The organism is Arthrobacter sp. MYb23 (assembly GCF_002979775.1).
Taxonomy (GTDB): Bacteria; Actinomycetota; Actinomycetes; order Actinomycetales; family Micrococcaceae; genus Arthrobacter.
In genome coordinates this window covers 282,814-305,826 of the sequence record NZ_PCPR01000001.1, presented here as the reverse complement: position 1 = coordinate 305,826, position 23,013 = coordinate 282,814, and the positions used below count along the sequence as shown (strand labels likewise).

Annotated in this window: 19 protein-coding genes and 1 pseudogene; 12 read left to right on the top strand and 8 right to left on the bottom strand. The window is 63.3% G+C overall.

The genetic code is table 11. From position 1 onward, the window contains the following. Positions 1-11 precede the first annotated feature (11 nt). Together CQ020_RS24075 and CQ020_RS01410 are read left to right on the top strand one after the other, a co-directional pair. Complete coding sequence (locus CQ020_RS24075) at positions 12-2,018, top strand: cell wall anchor protein (protein ID WP_181151717.1); 2,007 nt, start codon at positions 12-14, stop codon at positions 2,016-2,018. Positions 2,019-2,764: 746 nt separating this feature from the next. Further along, entirely contained in the window at positions 2,765-3,982 is a 1,218-nt protein-coding gene (locus CQ020_RS01410; RefSeq protein ID WP_105690212.1) for an MFS transporter, read from the top strand. A gap of 96 nt (positions 3,983-4,078) precedes the next feature. Here CQ020_RS01410 and CQ020_RS01405 read toward each other — a convergent pair whose 3' ends face one another. Continuing rightward, positions 4,079-5,479: an acyltransferase gene (locus tag CQ020_RS01405; RefSeq protein ID WP_258141656.1), complete on the bottom strand. Its 1,401-nt coding sequence runs from the start codon at positions 5,477-5,479 to the stop codon at positions 4,079-4,081. A gap of 219 nt (positions 5,480-5,698) precedes the next feature. Between CQ020_RS01405 and CQ020_RS01400 the strand changes: the two genes are divergently transcribed. Continuing rightward, positions 5,699-5,971 carry a hypothetical protein gene (locus tag CQ020_RS01400; protein WP_105690211.1) on the top strand — a complete coding sequence of 91 codons (273 nt, stop codon included), beginning with the start codon at positions 5,699-5,701 and terminating at the stop codon, positions 5,969-5,971. Positions 5,972-6,118: 147 nt separating this feature from the next. Here CQ020_RS01400 and CQ020_RS01395 read toward each other — a convergent pair whose 3' ends face one another. Continuing rightward, positions 6,119-7,030: a phosphatase PAP2 family protein gene (locus CQ020_RS01395; RefSeq protein ID WP_181151716.1), complete on the bottom strand. Its 912-nt coding sequence runs from the start codon at positions 7,028-7,030 to the stop codon at positions 6,119-6,121. 154 nt (positions 7,031-7,184) lie between these two features. Between CQ020_RS01395 and CQ020_RS01390 the strand changes: the two genes are divergently transcribed. The 4 genes from CQ020_RS01390 to CQ020_RS01375 are packed head-to-tail and all read left to right on the top strand — an operon-like array spanning position 7,185 to position 11,938. Further along, a complete protein-coding gene (locus CQ020_RS01390; RefSeq protein ID WP_105690210.1) occupies positions 7,185-8,603 on the top strand; it encodes a sugar ABC transporter substrate-binding protein in 1,419 nt (472 codons plus the stop codon). Then, positions 8,600-9,565 (top strand): carbohydrate ABC transporter permease, encoded by a 966-nt coding sequence (locus CQ020_RS01385; protein ID WP_105690209.1) that lies wholly within the window; start codon positions 8,600-8,602, stop codon positions 9,563-9,565. The genes CQ020_RS01390 and CQ020_RS01385 overlap by 4 nt, the downstream gene beginning before the upstream one ends. An 8-nt stretch (positions 9,566-9,573) precedes the next feature. Next, positions 9,574-10,446: a carbohydrate ABC transporter permease gene (locus tag CQ020_RS01380; protein WP_024817753.1), complete on the top strand. Its 873-nt coding sequence runs from the start codon at positions 9,574-9,576 to the stop codon at positions 10,444-10,446. A 31-nt stretch (positions 10,447-10,477) separates the two neighbouring features. Then, entirely contained in the window at positions 10,478-11,938 is a 1,461-nt protein-coding gene (locus CQ020_RS01375) for a glycoside hydrolase family 32 protein (protein ID WP_105690208.1), read from the top strand. 144 nt (positions 11,939-12,082) lie between these two features. Here CQ020_RS01375 and CQ020_RS01370 read toward each other — a convergent pair whose 3' ends face one another. The 4 genes and pseudogenes from CQ020_RS01370 to CQ020_RS01360 form a co-directional block, all read right to left on the bottom strand. Continuing rightward, positions 12,083-13,138 carry a LacI family DNA-binding transcriptional regulator gene (locus tag CQ020_RS01370; RefSeq protein WP_105690207.1) on the bottom strand — a complete coding sequence of 352 codons (1,056 nt, stop codon included), beginning with the start codon at positions 13,136-13,138 and terminating at the stop codon, positions 12,083-12,085. A 62-nt stretch (positions 13,139-13,200) separates the two neighbouring features. Then, the gene (locus CQ020_RS01365) at positions 13,201-13,665 is read right to left on the bottom strand and encodes a DUF2510 domain-containing protein (protein ID WP_258141686.1); all 465 of its coding nucleotides are present in this window, start codon (positions 13,663-13,665) and stop codon (positions 13,201-13,203) included. 27 nt (positions 13,666-13,692) lie between these two features. Further along, positions 13,693-13,788 (bottom strand): annotated as a pseudogene (locus CQ020_RS24405) (DUF2510 domain-containing protein); the annotation flags it as partial. After that, positions 13,785-14,426 (bottom strand): DUF2510 domain-containing protein, encoded by a 642-nt coding sequence (locus tag CQ020_RS01360; protein WP_105690205.1) that lies wholly within the window; start codon positions 14,424-14,426, stop codon positions 13,785-13,787. The gene CQ020_RS01360 and the pseudogene CQ020_RS24405, both read right to left, overlap by 4 nt. Positions 14,427-14,529: 103 nt before the next feature. On the opposite strand from CQ020_RS01360, the gene CQ020_RS01355 reads away from it, so the two are divergent. The 5 genes from CQ020_RS01355 to menD all read left to right on the top strand — a co-directional run bounded on the left by CQ020_RS01355 (position 14,530) and on the right by menD (position 21,080). Next, positions 14,530-15,138, top strand: a complete 609-nt coding sequence (locus tag CQ020_RS01355) for a hypothetical protein (RefSeq protein ID WP_258141655.1) — start codon at positions 14,530-14,532, stop codon at positions 15,136-15,138. 61 nt (positions 15,139-15,199) lie between these two features. Next, positions 15,200-16,216: an o-succinylbenzoate synthase gene (locus CQ020_RS01350; RefSeq protein WP_105690203.1), complete on the top strand. Its 1,017-nt coding sequence runs from the start codon at positions 15,200-15,202 to the stop codon at positions 16,214-16,216. Between the two features lie 78 nt (positions 16,217-16,294). Continuing rightward, positions 16,295-18,382 (top strand): PhoX family phosphatase, encoded by a 2,088-nt coding sequence (locus tag CQ020_RS01345; protein WP_105690202.1) that lies wholly within the window; start codon positions 16,295-16,297, stop codon positions 18,380-18,382. 231 nt (positions 18,383-18,613) lie between these two features. Further along, positions 18,614-19,189 (top strand): heme-binding protein, encoded by a 576-nt coding sequence (locus CQ020_RS01340; protein ID WP_105690201.1) that lies wholly within the window; start codon positions 18,614-18,616, stop codon positions 19,187-19,189. A gap of 181 nt (positions 19,190-19,370) precedes the next feature. Further along, positions 19,371-21,080: a 2-succinyl-5-enolpyruvyl-6-hydroxy-3-cyclohexene-1-carboxylic-acid synthase gene (gene menD, locus CQ020_RS01335; RefSeq protein WP_105690200.1), complete on the top strand. Its 1,710-nt coding sequence runs from the start codon at positions 19,371-19,373 to the stop codon at positions 21,078-21,080. 268 nt (positions 21,081-21,348) lie between these two features. Here menD and CQ020_RS01330 read toward each other — a convergent pair whose 3' ends face one another. Together CQ020_RS01330 and CQ020_RS01325 are read right to left on the bottom strand one after the other, a co-directional pair. Beyond that, entirely contained in the window at positions 21,349-22,143 is a 795-nt protein-coding gene (locus tag CQ020_RS01330; RefSeq protein WP_105690199.1) for an amino acid ABC transporter ATP-binding protein, read from the bottom strand. A gap of 11 nt (positions 22,144-22,154) precedes the next feature. Next, positions 22,155-22,946: an amino acid ABC transporter permease gene (locus CQ020_RS01325; protein WP_024817743.1), complete on the bottom strand. Its 792-nt coding sequence runs from the start codon at positions 22,944-22,946 to the stop codon at positions 22,155-22,157. Positions 22,947-23,013: the final 67 nt, after the last annotated feature.

Genomic DNA, 23,013 nt, shown 5'->3' with positions numbered 1-23,013 from the left:
AGAGAACCACAATGAACACGACCATACGCAAGTGCCTCATCGGCACATGCTTTGCCGGGGGCATGATCGTCCTCAGCGCTACTGCGGCAAATGCCGCGGACACCACCAGCGGCAAGGACGGACTCCTGTCCGGAACGCAAGTGGTGGCGCCAGTAACAGCGCCGATCAGCCTCGGCGGAACATCACTTGGACTGTTGGGGGATTCAGCAGCTACGACGTCCGCGCCGGCACCTGCTGCAGGTTCGGGTGCGGCTCCGGCCGCAAGCACCAGCGGTTCCAACGGCATCGGCTCCGGAACGCAGATAGTTGCTCCGGTAACGGTGCCCATAAACCTGGGCTCGTCGTCAGTGGGTCTGCTGGGGGGCTCCACTGCGGCGAGCTCAGCCACACCTGCCGCACCAGCAGCTGCAGCTCCTGCCGCGGCAACAAGTTCGACGCCGGCAGCCAGCACCAGCGGTTCCGACGGTATCGCCTCGGGAACCCAAGTTGTTGCTCCGGTGACGATTCCCATCACGCTGGGAGCGACCTCCGCCGGTGTACTTGGCGACTCGGTTGCTACATCTTCAGCTCCTGCTCCGGCCCAGGCTCCCGCTTCGGCGCCAGCACCGGCTCCGGCGCAGGCAACGACGTCGGGGGGAGAGGGTATCGCGTCCGGCGCTCAGGTAGTGGCTCCGATTTCGGTCCCTGTTAACATCGGAGCCACTGCCGTGGGTGTCGGCGGGGATTCGTCCGCCACGTCCGGCACGGCTGCTTCTCCTGGAACTTCGGCTCCTGGTACGTCGGCTCCGGCTTCCTTGGGTTCTTCGACGTCCGGTTCGGATGGCGTTGGTTCGGGCACGCAGGTTGTTGCTCCTGTAGCTGTGCCGATCAACCTCGGTGCGACCTCGGCTGGTCTGTTGGGTGACTCGTCCGCTACGAACACCGGCACCGGTACTTCAGGCTCGACCGGCGGAACTGTGCCGACGGGCACGACCTCCGGTAGCACCACCTCGGGTTCGGATGGCGTTGGTTCGGGCACGCAGGTTGTTGCTCCGATTATGGCTCCGATCAACCTGGGTTCCACCTCAGCTGGTTTGCTGGGTGACTCGTCCGCTACGAACACCGGCACCAGCGGCGGCCCTGCCCCGACGGGCACGAACTCCGGCAGCACCACTTCGGGTTCGGATGGCGTTGGTTCAGGGACGCAGGTTGTTGCTCCGATTACGGCTCCGATCAACCTGGGTTCCACTTCAGCTGGTCTGTTGGGTGACTCGTCCGCTACGAACACCGGCACCAGCGGCGGCACTGCCCCGACGGGCACGAACTCCGGCAGCACCACTTCGGGTTCGGATGGCATTGGTTCGGGGACGCAGGTTGTTGCTCCGATTACGGCTCCGATCAACCTGGGTTCCACTTCAGCTGGTCTGTTGGGTGACTCTTCGGCAACAAACACCGGCACGGGTTCTTCGGGTACTTCGGCTCCGGGTACGTCGGGTTCTTCAACCTCGGGCAGCGACGGAATTCTTTCCGGCACCCAGCTGATCATCCCGATCACGGCTCCTGTCAGCCTTGGCGCCACCTCGGTAGGAGTTGGTGGAGGATCTACAGCAACGGTCAACCCTCCGGTTGTGAATCCTCCGGTTGTGAATCCTCCGGTCGTGAACCCTCCCGTGGTCAACCCGCCGGTCGTGAACCCTCCCGTGGTCAATCCTCCTGTTGTGAACCCTCCCGTGGTCAATCCTCCTGTTGTGAACCCGCCCGCTGGTGGCGGTCTTAACGCCGGCGGAGAAACCGGCGTCAACGCTCCGGTAAACGGCATCATGAATACCGGTGTGGGCACCCAGGCCGGCGCCGTAGTGACCCAGGGCTCCACCCAGGGTGCATGGACCGCGGCAGCCCCCACCGCCGTCGGAAGTGCCAACACGTTGGCCAACACCGGCCTGAACGGTCAGTGGGTTCTCTGGGCAGGGGCCTTGCTCCTGATGGGGCTCGTGCTTGCAGCAGTCGGTCGGCGCAAGGCAGCAGCCAACCGCCGCTAAGCCAAGGAAGCAATCTCACTTCGCATGTAGTTGTTGCGGCTCCGGCTTCCCGGAGCCGCAACAACTGCGAGCATCGCGCTGGACCCCAGCGCACCAACACTCCAGCCCCAACACTCTCGCATTCGCACAATCGGGCCCAGCCACCCGTCGTCGTCGCTACCGTACCCGCCGATCGCCCCCGTAACCTCTGGTGCATTTGGCGCGTACTGGTGCGGTCCTGACCACGAAAGGGTGCGCAGGGCGGAAAGGGTGCGGTCCTGACCGCGAAAGGGGTGCGACCCATCCCGTCCTACAAGTCACCCCAACCACCCCTTAGTGGCCCTCCACGCAATCGGGCCCAGCCACCCGTCGTCGCTACCGTACCCGCCGATCGCCCCCGTAACCTCTGGTGCGGTTGGCGCGTACTGGTGCGATGCCGACCACGAAAGGGAGCGCCAGGCGGAAAGGGGTGCGCAAGGGAATGGGGGCGACCCATCCCGTCCTACCACCAGGCACTCCAACCACCCACGGCGGCGGTCCACGCAATCGGACCCAGCCACCCATTTGTCGTCGCTACCGTACCCGCCGATCGCCCCCGTAACCTCTGGTGCGCGCGGCGCGTACTGATGCGGTCCTGACCACGAAAGGGAGCGCCGGGCGGAAACGGGTGCGCGCCAGGCGGATAAGAGTGCGAGCCGGCCCTCAGCGCGAGCACATAACGTCATACCGCCCCGCGACCCGGCGACGGCGGTCATAGGATGAAAGGGATGACCACCACCCAAGTAGACAAAAACTTCAGCCTCCGCAGCGTAGCGCCACCGGCATTCGGGCCAGCTGTGCTCTTCTGCCTCGGTGAGGGTGCTGTGCTCCCGGTCATTGCGCTCTCAGCGCGCGACCTCGGCGCATCGGTGGCGGTTTCGGCCTTGATTGTGACGCTGATTGGCCTGGGCTCGTGGTTATTCAACATCCCGGCGTCGATCATCACCGAGAAGTTCGGTGAACGGTGGTCGATCGTGGGAGCCGGAGCTGTGGGCGCCATTGCCCTGGGCGCGGCAGCGTTCGCCCCGCAAATGGATCACGGACTATGGCTGCTGGCCGCGTCCATGACGTTGGTGGGCATGTCCGCCAGCGTCTTCAACCTTGCACGGCAAAAGTTCCTGACTGAGGCCGTTCCTGTCATGTTCCGCGCGCGAGCCCTGTCAACCCTGGGCGGTGTTACCAGGATAGGCCTCTTCATAGGTCCGTTCGTGGGTGCCGGCGTGATGCAGTTCGCCGGTATCAGCGGCGCTTATTGGGTGGGCTTTGGTGGCATGCTGGCTGCGGCTTTTTTGTCGCTCACCATCCCGGACTTGGTTGCCCCCGGAAGGCCCGACGGCGGTCCCCGACCTCCTGCGTCCTCCTTGAGGAGCGTCGCGGTTTCCCATGCCGGGGTGTTCCTGACGGTTGGCTTCGGCATCCTCCTGCTGAGCGCATTGCGTGCATCGCGGCAGGTGGTCATCCCGCTGTGGGCGGACCATCTGGGACTCGATGCCACACATGCTTCGTTGATCTTCGGCTTGTCCGGAGCGATCGACATGCTGGTGTTCTATCCCGCCGGAAAACTGATGGACAGGAAGGGACGTCAATGGGTGGCCATCCCGTCAACGTTGATTATGGGAACGGCGCTGATCCTGGTTCCCTTCACTGCCGGGTTCGTCCCGCTCCTCTTGGTTGCCTTGCTGATCGGGTTCGGCAACGGCATCAGTTCCGGGCTCATCATGACGCTCGGTGCTGACTTCTCGCCGGATAACGGGCGCAGCCACTTTCTGGGGATCTGGCGCTTCATGGCCGACTCGGGTGGCACCGGAGGGCCTGTGCTGTTGTCCGGGCTAACGGCTGCGTTCTCGTTGTCGGCGGGTGTCTGGGCCACGGGCGTACTGGGCTTCGCAGCGGCAGTGGTGTTCGCCGTCGCAATTCCACGTCTGAAGCACCGGCGTAACTACTAGCTATTGCCTGTGGCTGCCTGACCTCTTTTGAACAACGCAAAGGCCGTAGAGCAACCCCATGAGGTTGTTCTACGGCCGTTCGGCTTGCAAAGAAGGTCAGGAAGCCGCGGCCCCTGATGAAACACTGCGCGGGGTCTTCCACGCCCTGTCCGGAAGCTTGCCGGAGACCAGAGCCACGGCGATCACCAGCAGCACCACACCCCAGGTGGCATTCGAAACGTCCAGCGCCGACCTCATCACCACGAACGGCGGAATAATGGCCAGGACAGTTCCGGCAGCGATGCGCCACATGGCCGGCCTGGTGGCACCCGGTGCAAGTGCAGTGCTGGCGAGTTCCAGGCGGACCAACGGCGTGGAAACCAACAGCACCAGTGCCCAGGCAGCTACATAAAACAGCGGACGACTCAGCCACCACTCGGTGCTGGCGGGTTCGGGGAACGGCAGGCGAAGGACCAGCGCTATGCCAAACATGGCGATGATCAACGGCAGGTGCCACAGGTAAATGGTCATCGCCCGGCTGCCCACCACATACATCACTTTCTGCACCCAGCCAACGTGAACGCATCGCTGCAGCACCGGATACGCGGCTTTCACCAACAGAATGTGTGCCAGTCCAACCAGGATCAGCGGAAACATGGGCGGGTTCTGGCTGGTCAGCATGTCCACGGGGTACGGCCCCGCATGCGTGAGCGGAACCATCACGGCGTAGCAGCCAGCAGCCGCTAGAACGAGCTTCCACTTGGCGAAACGGTCAAAGAAGCCGTCTGCGTAAAAGAACCCCAGCTGTTGCAGAAGGCCCCACACGAACACCATGTTCAACAGACCGATCGGGTTCGAATCGAAGCCCCACGGATTGCGCTCCAAACCCAAACGAAGAACATCAACGACGACGGCGCCCGCGGCCAGCGCCGCGATGGTCCGGTACGGTGCTGCCTCGTGGAACTTGGCCATGGTGGGGACCATTGCCTGGCAGATCAGGTACGCGGCCAGGAACCACAACTGCACTCCCGCGCCCGCAGCGATCACGGCGAGCAGATCGACCGGGACGCCAGCCGCCGTCGCACTCCACAAAGCAATGGCGAGAAAGATGTACAAGGCGACCGTTGGCCGGACCAGCCGCAGCACCCGGTTCCTGAGGTAGTCGCCGCCATCGCCGCCCTTGCGTTTCAGGCTCCGCCACGACGTGAGCGAAGCGAAACCGCCGACGATGAAGAACAGCGGCATGACTTGCCCGAACCACGTACCCTGCGCAAACCAACTCAGGGAGGTGAGGGGATTGCCAACGCCGATGCCGGATTCACCCACGCTGATTCCCATCATGAGCAAATGAACTGCAACCACGGCAAACATGCAGGCTACGCGGATGAAATCCACCACCAGATCGCGGGAAGCGGGGACTGCGAGAGCCGGGGTGGCGCTCCGACTCGAGGCGGACTTGCGCGAGGCGACCTTGCGCGGGGCGGACTCGCGGGAGTCTGACCTAAGGGTGGATGACATGAGAGCTCCTCGGATTAGCCACTGTTTATCCATCGAATGGACTAACTGTAACCCATGAAAAGCGGGCAGTCGACGTCATTACCGAAAACGTTTGTGATTGCAGGGTGGGATCGGCAAGAGTCGGCGTAGCCTAGAAGAGGACCTCCGTCCCCGATCAACCGAGTGTTTCACCGCCGCGCAGGGCGCAGTTTGCGAACCCACCCCCACCAATGAAGGGCAGTGCTGATCGTTGTGCACATCAAAGAATTCTGGGACCAGCTGTCTCCGGACACGCAGCAATGGCTTATCGACAATCCGGGAACCATGATTGTGCCGCGGACCGTCACCGCGATTATCAATGGCGAAACGGGGGAGAGCGACACCGCGGACGCACATGGCGGCACGGTGCTCACGGATGAGGATCGGCATTTCATCCAAGAGCGGGCGCGGGAGCGCGGAGCTGCTTCTGAGGAAGTGCCCAAGTTCTTCGACTCGGTCGGTCCAGCGGACTAAGGTCCCTGCGCAGCGCTCCCTTTAGCGCCGATCGCCCCCGTAACCTCTGGTGCGCGGGGCGGGAATGGGTGCGCCGTCGTAGAGGAAGTGGGGCGGGTGCGGCTGCGCCGCATGGGCTCCCAGCGCGCCGTCGTCGCACCAAGAGCGTTAACCCTTACGCGCCGCCAGGCCGAACAGCCACGTGCCGCCGAGGGCGGACAGGTACCCGGCGATCACAATGAAAGCGGTGCCGGCCCAGAAGTAGTCGATGGTGCTGTCGGTGCTGAGGCCGGGCATGACTTGGAGCAGCGAGTAGGCCGCCACAAAACCGGCGATCACCAGTGCCGAAACAGTGAGCCAGACCCACAGGCGCGAGGCGGCCCAATGTTCGCCGTAACCCTTCCATACGTTCCAGCTGTTGCCGGTGCGGAGGACGAGCCAACCCGCCGGAAGCATCACGGCGGCCACCACCAGGAACGCGGCCACGACGTCGGCCGGGCGGTGCCATTGATTGATGAGCGTGGAGACCCCCGTGGCTACAGCGAAGGTGCTCCCGAGGAAGCCTGCCAGTGGGCGCCAGCGGGGTGAAACCATGAGGAACACTGCTGCTGCGGCTGATGCTGCCAGTGTGGTGTGTCCGGAGGGGAGTGAGTTCAACTCCAGGGTTTGGACGCCGCGGTCGGGACGGTCCGGGATGAGGAGCTTGAGGACTTGGGTGGCCGCGTTTGCAGCGATGCATGCTGCCACGGCGATTCCGGCGGCGGTCCAACGACGGCGGGCGACTGTCACGAAGAGCACCATGATGGCGGCGATGGCCAGCGAGAGCATGGGGAGCATGTCCAGGAATTCTGTGGAGGCCCTGCCGGCTGCTCCGGCCAGAACCGTAGCTTCAACCAGCGCTGACTCGTCGATGAACTGGCCTGCGGTGGTGCGCACAAAGAAGTAGTACGTCGCAGCCAGGCCAATGGCGCTGGCAATAGTAGCGAGGCAGAACAGGAATCCTGTGCCTACGCCTGCATCGCGTCCTTGAAGCGGCCGTTTGCTCGACCTCCCGCTGGTGCGGAATTGCTGGGAACTCATTCTGACTAGACTGCCACAGTTCTCTGGACGGCTCGTGTGTGTTCCCTTGAGCGTGGCGGCCCGGTGTGAGGCCTCGGCAACAATTCCGTGACGCTTGACACGTGTTAGGCGACGGGAATAGGCTTCCTAACACGTGTTAGGAAAGGGAATCTACATGTCGGGAATCAATGGAGCTTTGCGTGAATTCACACGTAGGAGTGCCCTCACAGCCCTCGGCGCAGGAATTGTTGGAGTCACAGCGGCGTCGTGGCCGCGCCTGACCGGGGCCGACATTCCGGGGCGCGGAGACAATAGCCTCAGCATCGCCATCATGGGCACCGCCGCAGACGCCGCAGCCCGCCAGAAGGTCATCGACGCTTTCGCCAAGGTCCACCCCGAGATCAAGGTCAAGGTCCAAGCCATCCAGGCAGTGGACTGGAAGGACTTCTTCACCAAAATCCTCACCATGGTTGCAGCAGGCACCCCGCCGGACGTGGTGTACGTGGCCACGGAAGGCGCCCAACTCTTCGCCGAGAAACTTGCCCACCCGTTGGATGAGTACCTGCGCCGAGACGCCGACCACATGCGGGAGTACTTCGAGGACGTCCACCCCAGCCTGGTGGAAGCGTTCATGTACAAGGGCAGCCTGTTCCAGCTCCCCATCGACTGGAACGCCGCCAATATGTACTACAACACCACTGCGCTCAGTAAAGCGGGACTGGAACGGCCCTCCGACAACTGGACGCACACGGATTTCCGCAGCACCCTTGCCGCCATGAAGAAGGCCAACCCCAAGGACTTCACCCCGTACTACTGGACCAACCGCCTCTTCGGTGGAGTGGTTCCGTGGCTCTACGCCAACGACACCAGCTTCCTCAAGGAAACCAAGTCCCCGGGCGGCGAATGGCTATGGGATGGCTTCTACGCCAACGACCCCTCACGCAGTCTCCGCTCCGGTGGCTACCAGTGGCTTGAGCCCAACGCCGATGATCCCCGGGTCTTCGAATCCTTCGACTACCTCCGCGGACTCGTGAAGGACGGGCTGGGTGTCCGGCCCGAGGAAGGCGGCGGCAGCGCACTGATCGGCCTCTTCGCTTCCAACAGGATAGGTACGACGCCGGCGGGCGGCTATTGGGTCCAGGGCCTCCACGAGGCGGGGATGACTGAGAACGACTTCGACGTCCAGTTCTTCCCGAAGTGGCGGACTCAGCGCCACCAGTTCGGCACGGCAGGCTACGCGATCATGAAGACTGCCAAGGACAAGGACGCCGCCTGGGAATGGGTCAAGTTCAGCTCCAGCCGTGAAGCCATGCAGATCGTCTTCCCCACACCGAACACCACGCCGGCCCGTCGCTCCATGGTCAACGAGCAGCTCTACGCCGGCAAGGGTCCGCGGAACTGGAAGGTCTTCTACGACACCCTGGACAGGTTCCCCACCACTGGCCCGATTCCGGCGCCACCCCAGCAGGCCGCCGTCGAAACCGCCCTCATGAAAAACGTAAGCCTGGCTGTCAGCGGAGACGAGCGTCAACTCAAGGACGCCCTTACTTCCATGCAGCGCGATCTTGAACTGGCCCTGAGGAGGCAGCCATGAGCACCGCAACCAGTACGCCAACGGGGACGGGGAGCGAGCCGGGCCGTCGTCAGGCCGCCCACAAAAACGGACCAGGCTCCAAGCGTGGCCGTGTACAGCAACGCTGGCTTCCCTGGGCCTTCCTCGCCCCCACCATCGTGGGCATGGGCATCTTCACCTTGCTGCCGATCGTTGCTTCGATCGCCCTCGCGTTCTTCCGGTGGGACATCATCTCGGCACCAACATTCGTTGGCTTCGACAACTTCGCCGAGGTAGTCCAGGACCCCACCGTCCGGGTGTCATTCCTGAACACCATCGTGTTCGTGGTGGTGGCTGTGGCCCTCCAACTCGGACTCGCGCTCGGGTTGGCCATCATGGTGCAGGAGAAACTCCCGGCCTGGCTCAGGGTGTTCTTCCGCTCGGCGTTCTTCTTCCCGTTGATCCTCTCCGCAGCCTCGGTATCGATCTTCATGCGGTACCTCTTTAATGAGCAATTCGGCGTGGTGAACTGGTTGCTGTCCATCGTGGGCATCCCAGCGGTCCCGTGGCTGACGACGCCAACCGGGTCTGCCGCCGTCGTGATTCTTGTGTATGTATGGCAGAACTTCGGGTTCTCGTTCCTGCTCTTCATCGGTGGCCTTGCCTCCATTCCGGTGGAGACCTATGAGGCGGCGTCGATTGATGGTGCCACGGGTTGGCGAAAGCACTGGTTCGTCACCCTGCCGCTGCTGAGCCCCACCACCTTGGTGGCCTCGGTCATGGCGATCATCAATGCGCTGCAAGTGTTCGACCAGCCCTACGTGCTAACCCGCGGTGGACCCGGCGACTCAACACGAACGGCCGTCATGGTGATCTTTGAGTCCGCATTCCAGCGCCTTGAGTTCGGCGAGGCCTCGGCGATCGGAGTGATCCTGACGCTGATCATCATGGCCATCACCGCCGCGCAGTTCCGGCTCAGCAAACGATTCGTCTTCTACCAGTAAGGCCCGCCATGACTATCCTTCAAGAACGTGTCACCACCACGGCGCCTGTAGTGAAGCGGAAGAAGCGCGACTGGTCAGTGGCCATCCGCGTCGTTGTCTTGCTGATCGCGTCCGTCTTTGTCCTGGGCCCGGTGTTGTGGACGCTGTCCACCTCGCTGCGACCGCCGTCGGAATCCTTCCAGCTGCCGCCCGCCTTCCTGCCGCTGAACCCGGACCTGACCTCCTACGAGCAAGTGTTCAAACAGCTCAACATCGTGGCGCTGGTGGTGAACAGTGCGTTGGTGACCGGTTTGATTGCCGTGGGCCAGATGATCACTGCCGCACTGGCCGGGTACGCGTTTGCGCACCTTCGTTTCAGGGGCAGGGGAGCGCTGTTCTCGATCGTGCTGGCCACCATGATGGTGCCCGCGCAGGTCACCATAGTTCCCGTGTTCATGCTGATCCGCGGCGTTGGGCTCTCCGACACCCTGCTGGCTCTGATCATTCCGGCCATCCCGACGGCGTTCGGCACCTTCCTGATGCGCCAGTACTTCATGGGGTTGCCGGGTGAGCTCGCTGAAGCGGCAGCGATTGACGGCGCCTCGCCATGGCGGACATTCCGTTCCGTGTACGCGCCGCTGGCCATGCCCGGCCTGGCAATTGTGGGCATCCTGGCGTTCAACTTCCACTGGAACGAGTTCTTCAGGCCACTGATTATGACCATCTCCGAACAGAACTTCACGCTGCCCCTGGGCCTGGTCTCACTCCAAGGCAACCTCGGCACCGGCAGCATTTCCGTGGTCCTGGCCGGCGTTGTCCTCTCCATGATTCCCGCACTGGTGGTGTTCATGTTCGGCCAGCGCGCATTGCAGGACGGACTCACCGCGGGCACAGGCAAATAGTCTCTTCTTCATCATTTTGAAAGGTGTTCCGTTGACGGACCTTGCACTCTCTTCCTCCCTTTCCGCGGCGGCGACGCACCCGGATCCCGCATTCCCGCGCTTCCACCCGCGGCCCGCGCAGGGCTGGATCAACGATCCCAACGGCATCAGCTACATCAACGGCCGCTACCACGTGTTCTTCCAGTACAACCCGTCGTCCGCGCGGCACTCGCACATTAACTGGGGGCATGTCAGCTCCCCGGACTTAGTGCAGTGGGAAGAGCACCCGGTAGCGCTTTCGCCCCAGGCAGGCGGACCGGACTCCGCCGGCTGCTGGACCGGCGTAGTGACCTCCGACGACGGCGTGCCAACCGCTTGTTATTCGGGTATCCAGGACCACGGCGGGCACTCGCAGGTGGTGATAGCCCGGGGTGCCTCTGACCTCGTGGACTGGAAGCAGGACGGGCACGTTGCGGCCTCCATGCCCCAAGATCCGCTGGTCACCGCCGTGCGGGACCCCTTCATCTTCCACTTCAACGGCGCCCGATACGCCATGCAGGGCGCCGGACTCTCCGACGGCCGCGCGGCCTTGCTGCTCTACACCGTGGAGTCCCTTGACGACTGGAAATACCAGGGGATCTGGTTCACCAGCGACGACCCCGTGGCCGCTGCCCATACGCCGGCCGAGATCTGGGAATGCCCCCAGCTGGTGCAGGTCCCGTCTTCTTCCGGCGGGTCCAGGTGGGTCATGATGTTCTCACTGTGGCTCACAGGCGACGACCACGAGCACGCCAACGGGGTAGGGCATCTGATCGGTTCCCTGTCCGCAGACCCCGTGTCCGGGTTGCCGGTGTTTACTCCTTCCTCCGGTGGGAAGTCCGATCTTGGCCGCGACTTCTACGCGCCGCAGATGGTGCAGCTCTCGTATGGTTCGGCTGCTGAGCTTGCTGCTGCTTCGGCTTCGGCTGATGTTGCCGTTGCTGAGCCTGCTGCGCTGCTGTGGGGTTGGGCCAACGAGGGGCCCGGGCGTGATGGTCGCCGGGGGCGCACTCAAGAAGAAATCGACGACGCCGGGTGGTCCGGTGTGTTGACTTATCCCCGCGTTGTGTCCGTGGTTGACGGGGCACTCGCCGTTTCTCCTGTGCCCGAGGTCGGGGCGTACCGGGGTGCTTCTGTGGCTACGGGTACTGCGGGTTCCGTTGAGCTTCCTGGGTTCGCCGAAGTGCTGGTCCGGGGTGCTGCTGCTGTTGGTTCGGGGTCGGGTTCGGGGTCCGGGTCCGGTTCCGTGGAGTTGGTTCTTGGTTCGGGGGCCGACGCTCAGGTGGTCTACTCAGGCTCTCTGGCTCCCGGCGAAGAGTTGCGGATCTTCATCGATGCCTCCCTGGTAGAGGTATACCGTTCAGGTTCAGTCGCCACCACCCTCCGGGCCTACCCGGCTCCGGGGGAGGAATGGCAGCTCACTTTGCCCAACGGCGCGACTGCCGACGCGTGGGAGTTGACGATCCCAGCGTAGGCGGCAGGCCGGCGTCGTGCGTGTGTTGCGGGGCCCGCTTGGCGTGCTTGCTGGCCACGAACGTCGGGAACCCGCTATTCCGTTGCTGGGCAGCGACGGAATAGCGGGTTTGCGACGTTAATGGCTCTGTTCGCGGGCTGATGCTCAGCGCGTGGGCGCCGGGCCGGTCGATTCCCGGGTGACGAGACGGCAGGGGACCATGGTCTCAACGCTGGATCCAGAAGTTCCTGAGCCGTCCGTGCCCTCGATCGCGTCCAGCAGCGTGGTCATTGCGGCGCGGCCGATTTCCCGTAGGGGCAAGGCCATGGTGGTGAGGGAGGGAACCATGGTGTCGGCGATCCGGGTTTCGTCGTCGTAGCCCATGATGGACAGGTCCTCGGGAACTCTCAGTCCCAGGCGCGCTGCGGCGAGGGCTACGCCCACCGCCAGGCGATCGTTTGCGCACATAATGGCTGTGGGCCGATCGGCGGGGGATACGCCGTCGAGCACTTTCATGGCGCCGCGGAAGCCGGCGTCGATGTCCCAGCCGGCCATGAAGATCCGGTCCTCCTGGACCGGTATCCTGGCCGCGGCGTGTGCGTCCCTGTAGCCCTGAACGCGCAGCGGCGCCGCGGACGAATCCTCTGACCCGGCAAGCAACGCAATGTCCCGGTGGCCAAGCTCCAACAGGTGCTCAGTGGCCTCCCTGCCGCCGGTGACCTCGTCCGGAATCACGTGGTGCAACTGGGGCTGGGGGTGCTCATCGTAGCAATTGGCCAGGACCGAGGGGACGCGCAGCATCCCGTGCGGAACCTCGATGGGCTTCAGACCCACGGTCACGTACATGAGGCCATCAACCTGGCGGTCCAAGAGGGTTTCAATGGCGCTCGCATCCCTGGCGGTATCGCGTTCGGTGTCCATGACCACGGTGACGAATCCGCGGCTGCGGGCAACGTCGTCGGCGCCACCAATGATGTTGCCGTCAAAGGGGCTGACCACAACTTCGTCGGACAGGATGCCGATCACGCGCGACCGCTGGTTCCGGAGGCTCAGGGCGATCGCGTTGGGGGAGTAGTTGAGCTCCTCTGCTGCCTGCCGGATCCGGTCCTGACTTTCCTTGGCCACGTTCCCGTCGCCACGACCGTTGAGAACCAGCGAGACCGCGCTCCTGGACACACCAGCCTTCTTGGCGACGTCCAGCGCGGTGGCCTTGCGGTTCATTGAAAGTCCTTCCGTCCATTATTGTCAGCAGTCTACCTAACGCGTGTGAGGATTCGCTGGGGTCAGGCCGGGTAACCCAATTCACCCGCCGCAGTCCCCATGAAGTCCAAGACCTTGATGGTCCCCGCGACGTAGTAGAGACCCCACCCGGCAACGATGGCCGCAATCGGCCACAGCCCTCTTCGTGGTGCCACCTTATGAATCACCACGGCTCGCCCGATCACGTAGGGCACACCGCCAAGAAACGACCAGGCCCAATGGAAAGGTCGGACAACGCCCGATCTCACCAGGCGTCGGGTATCAAACAGCGCCAGCATCACCGTGGAGCAGTAGGTGGAGACCAAACCGCACCAGATCAAGAAGTAGCCAGTGCTGAAGATCGTCGCGGGGTCCAGAGTGAGGGCGCCGTTCCTGGTGTAGGTGCGAACCTCGATATGCCACGTGAGCATCAGCAGACCCGGCAGGAAAGGCAGCACGGCAATAAGCCAGATATACGGATTCACCACGCTCTGGTCTTTGGGAAGCATCGGGCGCTGAATCTCTGGAGGCTGGACCACCGGAGGCACGACGTGGTCTACCCACTCGGTACCATTCCACCATCGGAGGCTGTGGGGGTCCCGAGCATCTGCATACCAGCCGGGAGCGGTCACGTCGCGACTGAGTAAGCCAGCTGGTTGTACATGGACTGCATGAAGTTGGACATCCAAATGCCCGTAATCACCAGGCTGATGACAATCACGGCGATGCTGGCCCACACCGGCCACAGCCCCCGCTTAGGCGCCACTTTGTTGACGATCACAGAGCGGCCGATCACGTACACCAGCGCGCTGAGGAACGTCCAAGCCCAGTGGAAGGGACGGACGACGCCGGACTTGAGCAGGCGTTGACGGTCCAGGAAAGCGAAAAACACTGAAAGGCCGTAGGACAGGAAACTTGCGCCCATCAACACGAAATAGCCGGGGGTGTACATGGAGAAAGGGTCCATGGTGGTAACGCCCTGCCGCGTGGTGATCATCCTGAACTCCGGCTGCCAGGTGAGCAGGAGCAGGACGGAGAGCAGCGGCAACAAGGTTATTGCCCAGATGAACGGGTTGTACACGGGTGTGTCCGGGCTGAGCTCAGGACGTGGCAGCTGGACGGGTGCCTGGAACTGGCCCTGCGCCTGGAACTGAGCCGGCGCCTGTTGCGCTGTCCACGCGCGTCCGTCCCACCACCGGACGAAACGTGGGTCCGAAGGGTCCGGGTACCAGCCGGGAGGCGTCGTCGAACCGGGCATTGATTGAGTCATTATTCCCCCGCATTGAGTCGTGGTTCTGAGAATATCGCGATTGCGGCCTCTCGCTTGCAAAGAGCCCCTCCCCAGACGCCACGTGGCGGTGTATGGATGGAGCATGAGCTTTTTCGATGACCTCCCTCAACAACCGTCGCGTCCACGTGAACCGCAGCCTGCCCAGCCCGGGTGGTTCGGCCCGCCGTCGGACGAGATGCCTGGCATCGCGCACGTTGGCGGGTTTGTTTTCAAGAGCCAGCGGATGGTCGTGGTGCTGAAACTGGTGGAGGTTTACTCCACTGGTTGCCTGTTGGACCTGGTCTGGTCCGTGCGGCGGGGCAGCGAATCGGACCAGGAATGGCGGGAAACGGTGGAGGAGAGTTACAACCATCCGCGGTCCAGCCTGGACACCAGGACGGGGCTGGAATTAGGTGTTGCTTTGGCGGACGGACGCAAAGCTGTGGCGGCCATCCACGGGCCGTCGGCCTTCGAAGACCCCGACGACGTCACCGGCCCGGTGCTGACAACCTTGGGAGGCGGCGGCGGAAGCAACAACTCCGAGTTTGTCCAGTTCACCGGCCGATACTGGTTGTGGCCGTTGCCGGTTGACGGGGATACGGCGTTGGTGGCCAAATGGGATGCCTTGGGAATACCGGAAAGCTTGCTCGTCCTGTCCGCACAACAGCTATCTGATGCAGTGGGGCGGGTGCAAAAGTACTGGGACCAGTAGCTTTTCCACATAGCCGAAAAAGCCTGCCTGGTGGGTGGGAGGCCGCCGGTACAGTGGCAATATGCCTGCACTTCCCTCCCCCGAAGAACTCCTCGATTCCGCCCACGTAGTCTCGCTGCCCATGCGCGTGAAATTCCGCGGCATCATGGAGCGCGAGACACTCCTCTTGCGTGGACCGCTCGGCTGGGGTGAGTTCTGTCCCTTCCCCGAATACGACGACGACGAATCCTCCCGCTGGCTGGCTGCAGCACTGGAAGCGGGCTGGCTGGGTTTCCCCTCACCATTGCGGGACAGGATCCCGGTCAACGCAACGGTTCCCGCCGTCGCTGCAGAGCGCGTGCCCGATGTACTGGCGCGCTTCGGGCGGGTTGATGCCGTCAAGATCAAAGTCGCAGAGCGGGGACAGGAACTGGCGGACGACGTCGCCAGGGTGAAGGCAGTACGCGAGGCCCTACCTGACGCTGCCATCCGGGTGGATGCCAACGGGGGATGGGACGTGGACCAGGCCGTGGAAGCGCTGAGCAAACTCTCCGACGTTGGCCTTGAGTATGCCGAACAACCCGTTCCCACCATCGAGGGCCTCGCTGAGGTCCGGCGTCGGCTGACCGCTGCAGGTACGCCTGTCCTCATCGCCGCGGACGAGAGCGTCCGGAAGGAAGAGGATCCCCTGCGTGTGGCCCGGGCCGGAGCGGCTGACCTGATCGTCGTCAAGGTCGCCCCACTCGGGGGAGTTGCGCGTGCACTGGACATTGTGGAGCAGGCCGGGCTGCCCGCCGTCGTAAGTTCTGCCTTGGACACCTCCGTTGGCATCCGTGCCGGCCTTGCGCTCGCTGCCGCGCTGCCGTCCCTTCCTTATGCTTGCGGCCTTGGCACCGTTTCGCTGTTCGCTTCGGATATCACTCTGGACCCGCTGGTGGCCGACGACGGCGCCATCCAGTTGCGCGATGCCGTTGCCGATGCCGGACTGCTTGAGCAGTATGCGGCACCGGGGGAGCGTCGGGACTGGTGGCTGGACCGGCTCCGCCGCGTGCACTCAGTGTTGGCGCGAAACCAGCACGGTTTGTTCACCGCGTCTTAACCAGGGCGACCCTTCAGCTTTGGATTCCGCTGAAAGGCTCAGCGGGAACCTCGTACACCCTCTGGAAGGTCTACCCCCATGTCTGAAACCACCGGACGCATGTTTGCGCTGCTCCCCATGCTTGGCCACACCAAGGGCAAGCGCAGTCCAGTGACGTGCGCACTGAAATGCGACAACGCCTGCTCGGGCGATGTCTGCAACACCAGCGCCAACGGTTACTTCCGCGACATCGCTTCAACGGCCATGTCCCGCCGTGCCGCCCTTGGGCTTGGCGCCGCAGGAGCACTCGCGATCGTCCTCGGTGGCGCTGTGACCGGTGGCGACACTGCCGTGGCTGACCCGGGCAACGGACTCTCCGATGCCGCAAAGAAGGGCTTCGATAAGTCCAAGCTCAAGTTCACTGCCATCAAGCCCGTAGACGCAGCGGTGGATGCCTTCACCGTGCCCGAAGGGTTCGACTGGAAGCCGGTCATCCGCTGGGGCGACCCCCTCTTCGCCGACTCACCTGCCTTTGACCTCAACGCGCAGACCGCTGCAGCGCAGGCACGCCAGTTCGGCTATAACAACGACTACACGGACATCCTGCCGATTCCCGGTTCCAAAGATCGCCGTGCCGTGCTGTTCAGCAACCACGAGTACACCAACGAGAACATCATGCTCCCGGAAGGCTTCGACCCCGCCGAAGCAAGGGCAATCGGTCGTGCAGGGCATGGTTTGGCCGTGGTGGAACTCGAACGCAAGAACAAGAACAAGCCGTGGAGCTACGTTCAGGGCGCACCGTTGAACCGACGCTTCCTCACGGACACTGTCTATGAGTTGACCGGACCCGCAGCCGGCACCAACCTGGTCAAGACCATTGACGACCCCGCCGGTCGTTGGATCAAGGGCACCCTGGGTAACTGCGCAGGCGGAACCACCCCGTGGGGAACCATCCTCTCCGGCGAAGAGAACTTCAACGGCTACTTCGCTGCCCCAGGCACCAGCGACGGCGACAAGCGCTACGGAATTTCCGCCAAAGCCACCACGCGCCAGTGGGAGCTCGACGAGCCGCGCTTCGATACCCGCAACTCCGGCTACGCCAACGAGACCAACCGCTTTGGCTGGATTGTGGAAGTGGACCCATTCGACCCCACCTCCACACCCAAGAAGCACTCCGCCATGGGACGTTTCAAGCACGAGGGCGCCAACGTCATTGTTGCTCCTTCCGGCCGCGTAGTGGCTTACATGGGCGACGACGAGCGCTTTGACTACCTCTACAAGTTCGTTTCCAAGGGCAAGTACCAGGCTGGTGACTCAAAGGAAGCCCGCAAGAACAACATGAACCTGCTGTCCGAGGGCGACCTCTACGTAGCTCGCTTCACGGGTGACTCTCCCGCGGACATCGACGGTACGGGCAAGCTTCCCGCAGACGGTGCGTTTGATGGCACCGGTGAATGGCTTCCGCTGGTGGTCAACGGAACCTCGGCAGTGCCGGGCATGACCGTGCCGGAAGTTCTCGTCTACACCCGCCTCGCCGCTGACAAGGTTGGCCCCACCAAGATGGACCGTTGCGAGGACGTGGAGCCCAACCCGCGTACAGGCAAGGTTTACGTCGCCTGCACCAACAACACGGACCGCGGCAAGCCGGGCAAGGAAAGCGCCACCGAGGTTAACCCGCGCAATCTCAACCGTGACGGCCACGTCGTGGAGATCACCGAAGGCCGCGAGCAAACCGGCACCAAGTTCAACTGGAACCTCCTTCTGGTTGCCGGAGACCCCGCCAAGAACACGTCCACCTACTTCTCAGGATTCCCGGCCGACAAAGTCTCGCCCATCTCCTGCCCGGACAACGTGGCTTTCGACTCCGTAGGCAACCTCTGGATCTCCACCGACGGCGCGCCGTCCACCATCGGCTACGCGGACGGCCTCTTCAAGGTAACCCTCGAAGGACCTGAGCGTGGCAAGGTGGAGCAGTTCCTCGCTGTACCGCGCGACGCCGAAACCTGTGGTCCCATCATCCATGACGAAGAACGTACCGTTTTCGTTGCCGTCCAGCACCCTGGTGAGGACGGCACGTTTGCAGCCCAGAACTCCTTCTTCCCGGACTACGTTCCGGCCGGAGCCACACCCGCCGCCGGTGCAGTGCGGGCACCCCGCCCCTCCGTAGTGCAGGTCTTCCGCAAGTAGCACCTGCCTGATTCAATACTGACGAATGCTCCCCCGCCCGGGCTTCCCGGGTGGGGGAGCATTTTTCGTATCCACGCTCTCTCACGTTCCGCGTGCTTGGGCCGGTCGCTCTCTCACGTTCCGCGTGCTTGGGCCGGTCCCTCTCTCACCTCCCGCGTGCTTGGGCCGGTCGCTCTCTCACCCACAGCTCTCTGGCGGCTTGTGGCGCGGCGGCGTAGGGTCGTTTGGATCATGACTGAACAGCAGCCGTACGATCTGGTCCAGCAATATCCACACTTCGAGCTGCGTCGTTATCCCGCGCATGTACTCGCGGAGGTGCACGTCCACGCCGCCTTTGATCGCGCAGGAAACGAGGCTTTCCGTTTTCTTTTCAACTACATCAGCGGCAGCAACACCACCAGGCAGAAGCTGTCCATGACCGCGCCGGTCATTCAGGAGAGCGGAACGTCAGGGGAACTGGTTATGACGGCACCGGTTCTGCAGAGCGGCCCCATCCCGGGTGGTGGGGATGAAGACTACGTTGTTGCCTTCGTCTTACCAGCCGGAGTGACAGCGGAGACTGCCCCTGTGCCCGATGACCCCAGGGTCAAGATCCGTGAGGTACCAGGGGCACTATCGGCTGTAGCACGGTTCACGGGCAACGGATCGGCCGCGGCCTTTCAACGCCATACAGTAGCGCTGGCGGAGGCCCTTCAGCTGGCTGGTTTGACACCGATCGGTTCGCCCAGGTTCGCGCGCTTCGACCCTCCCTTCAAGCCTTGGTTCCTCCGCCATAACGAGGTAGTTCTGGAAATCAAGGAAACCTAACGGAACCTGAGTGAGAGATGCTTGGCCGGAAGGGCTCGGGAGGTGAGAGATGCTTGGCCGGAAGGGCTCGGGAGGTGAGAGATGCTTGGCCGGAAGGGCTCGGGAGGTGAGAGACGGTTGGCCGGAAGGGCTAGTGATGTGAGCGAGCGTTTGGGTCCGGTTGCGCCAATAGACTGGAACGGTGACTTCCCAGGACTCTCTGACATCCATTGGCGCCGCCCGAATCGCCGTTACGGCACTGCTCGACGGCGGTGTGCGGCACGTGGTGGTGGCGCCCGGTTCGCGTTCCGCGCCCATGGCCTACGCGCTCGCGGAAGCTGAAGCTGCTGGCAGGGTTCGGATCCACGTCCGCATCGATGAACGGGACGCTGGATTCACTGCCCTGGGCCTTGCCCTCTCCACTCAAGCTCCCGTGGCAGTGGTGACCACTTCCGGAACAGCGGTAGGCAACCTCCTGCCCTCGGTCATGGAAGCCAATCATTCCGCCGTCCCCGTGGTGGTGATTTCCGCTGACCGTCCTGAAGAGCTCCACGGCACCGGTGCAAACCAGACCACCATCCAACTGGATCTTTTCGGCGACCACGTGAGATTCGCCGTCGACGTCCCGGCCGGTGACCATCCGCAAAAGGCGGTTGCTACTGCGCTTTACGCAGCCACGGGCGCCCTCGAAGATACCCCTCCGGGGCCTGTCCAAGTGAACCTTGCCTTCCGCGATCCCTTGGTTCCGTCGGACGGCGACTCCCTTCCCGCCGCCGCGGGTCGCGGCGTGTTCCATTACGACGCCGGCCCCCAGGCGCTGGACCTCGCCGCAGCATCAAGCGAACTGGCAGAGCGACGCACCGTGGTCCTCGCCGGCCACGACGCCGGGCCCGTAGCCGAAGCTTTTGCCCGCGCTCACGGATTACCCTTGCTGGCTGAACCCTCATCCAACGCACGCTTCGGGCCGAACGCGGTTGGACCTTACCGGGTCCTGCTGGCCCACTATGGTCCTGATTCACCCATGCCAATCGAACGCGTCGTCCTGTTCGGACGGGCGACCCTATCCCGCCCGGTGGCTGCCCTGCTGGCGCGTGAGTCTGTTGAATCCGTGATTTACCAACCCGTCCCCGTTGCTTGGTATGAGGCAGGTCGGCGCCGCGAAACACCCATCGAAACCTTGCCCGAGCTCGCCGATTTCGCCGGCCGTGGCTCTGCCGAATGGCTCGATTCCTGGCTGCTCGCCGGCGCTGCCGCTCAGCATGGCCTCGATGGGGTGCTCGTGGGGGAGAACCTCGCAACCGGTCCGTCGGTTGGCGCTGCCGTCTGGGAGCACTCCCGCGGACAGTTGGTGCTCGGTTCTTCCAACGGCATCCGCGACGTTGACCTCGCGGGCAAACCTCACCCCGAACCCATCGCTACGGTTCACGCCAACCGCGGCCTCGCCGGGATCGACGGAACCATCGCCACAGCCACCGGAATCGCCCTGGGCAGCGGACGCGAAACCACGGTCCTGCTGGGCGACATCACTTTCCTTCACGATGCCGGGGGCCTGCTCCTCGGCCACGGAGAACCCGTGCCGGACCTCCGGATCGTGGTGCTCAACGACTCCGGCGGCGCCATTTTCAGCCTTCTCGAACACGGTGCCGTGGAGGACTCGGGAGCCTATGGCACCGCCGTCGAGCGCCTATTCGCTACCCCGCACGCAGTGGACATTTCGGCACTCGCGGCGGCTTACGGCGTCGGACACCAAGCCGTAACCACGACGGCGGAACTCGCCGTGGCCCTCAAGTCGCCGGTGAAGGGCCGCACCATTGTTGAAGTGCGCGTGGACCGGGCAGGCCTCCGTGCACTCCACGCGCGGATCAAGGAAGCCATCTCGGCCGCTGTGGACCAAGTCCTGACAGCAGGCTAACTCCAGCGAGGGCACCCGTGGGTTGGTCGCTACTGTTGCCGCGGATCGCACCCGTAACCACTAGTGCGAAGGGCGCGAAAGGGTGCGCCGAGGGTGAAGGAGTGGTGCGCCGGGCGTGAAGGGGTTCCCCGCCGCCGTCGTGCTTCTGTGAGCCACCCAAATTCGTAGGTGACACAGAAACGGGAGGGCGACACCCAAATATGGGTTTCGCCCTCCCGTTTCGGTGGCGCTAGCGAAGATGCGTGGCGTCAGTGCCAAACTGAAGGGGTTAGTCCTCCACCACGTCAATGTGCGTGGGGTCGAGGACACGGCGCAGGAACTCCTTGGTGCGCGGCTGGGTGGGGGCGCTGATCACGTTTTCCGCGGGCCCTTCCTCCACCACAACACCGGCGTCCATGAAGACCACGCGGTCAGCAACTTCGCGGGCGAAGCCCATCTCGTGCGTCACCACCAACATGGTCATGCCTTCTTGGGCCAGCTTGCGCATGACAGCCAGGACGTCGCCCACGGTTTCGGGGTCGAGAGCGGACGTGGGCTCATCGAAAAGCATGAGCTGCGGGTCCATGGACAGTGCGCGTGCGATGGCCACGCGCTGCTGCTGGCCGCCTGACAGCTGGTCCGGGAAACGATCGGCCAAGTGACCCAGGCCCACGCGCTCCAGGTTGTGGCGCGCCACCTCTGCGGCCTCGGACTTGGAGCGCTTGAGGACCTTTGATTGCGAGATGGTGCAGTTGTCCAGGACGCTCAGGTGCGGGAACAGGTTGAAGTGCTGGAACACCATTCCAACGTTCCGGCGCATCCGGTTGAGGTCCACGTCCGGGTCGGTCGCCTCGAACTCGCCCACGTTGATGGTGCCGCCGTTAGGCTGCTCAAGCAGATTGACGCAGCGGAGGAGAGTGGATTTACCCGAGCCCGAAGGCCCGATCAGGCAAACAACCTGACCCGGTTCAACAGTCAGTGAGATGCCTTTGAGGACCTCGTTACTGCCGTAGGACTTGCGCAGATCCTTGATGTTTACGCCGGCGGCTTGAACGGTGGCCGTGCTCCCAGTGGAGTTATTCATGACTGTCCTGCCTATCGCTTAGTCCGCGCGGAGCGGCTTTCGAACTTCCGTGCCAGGAGGCTCAACGGGATGGTGATGACCAGGTAGAAGGCACCGGCTACGAGCAGCGGCGTGAGGCCTGCACCGAGGCTGGAGATGCCGTCGCGGCCAAATTTGGTGAGCTCGTACTGGGATGCGGTGAGGCCCAGGACGTAGATCAGCGAGGAGTCCTTGGTGAGCAGGATGATCTCGTTGGTCAGCGGCGGCAGGACAATCTTGAATGCCTGCGGGATGACGATTGAGATCATGGCCCGCCAGTGCGGCATGCCCAGCGAACGGGCTGCTTCCATCTGGCCCTTGGGCACAGCCTGCAGGCCGGCGCGCAAGGTTTCGGCGATGTAGGCCGAGGCCACCATGCCCAGCGAAACCATGACCACGATGTTGACGTCCCACTGGACACCGAACGCCAGCGGTACGCCGTAGCCGAAAGCGATGAAGACGAGAAGCGCGGGAACGCCCCGGAAGAACTCGATGTATCCGGTGGCGAGCCAGCGGTACAGCGGGAACGAGGAGAGCTTCATCAGGGCGAGCAGAAGGCCACCTGACAAACCCACAACGAAGGCCAGCGCCGTGTAGATGAGGGTGTTCTTGAGGCCCACTAGGAAGATGTCCGGGAACATCGGCCCAATTTTTGAGAAGTTGAAGACGCTGGTGCCAATCGTCTTCCAGTCCACAGCAAGGATCACTGCGGCCACGGCCACGACGAATATTCCGGCCTGGACGTACAAACTGACTTTGGCTCGTTGACGTGCAGTCATTGCCATGGGTTTCTCACATTCATGTTGCGCAGGTGGGGCCCCGAAACAACGGATCGTTTCGGGGCCCGCCTAC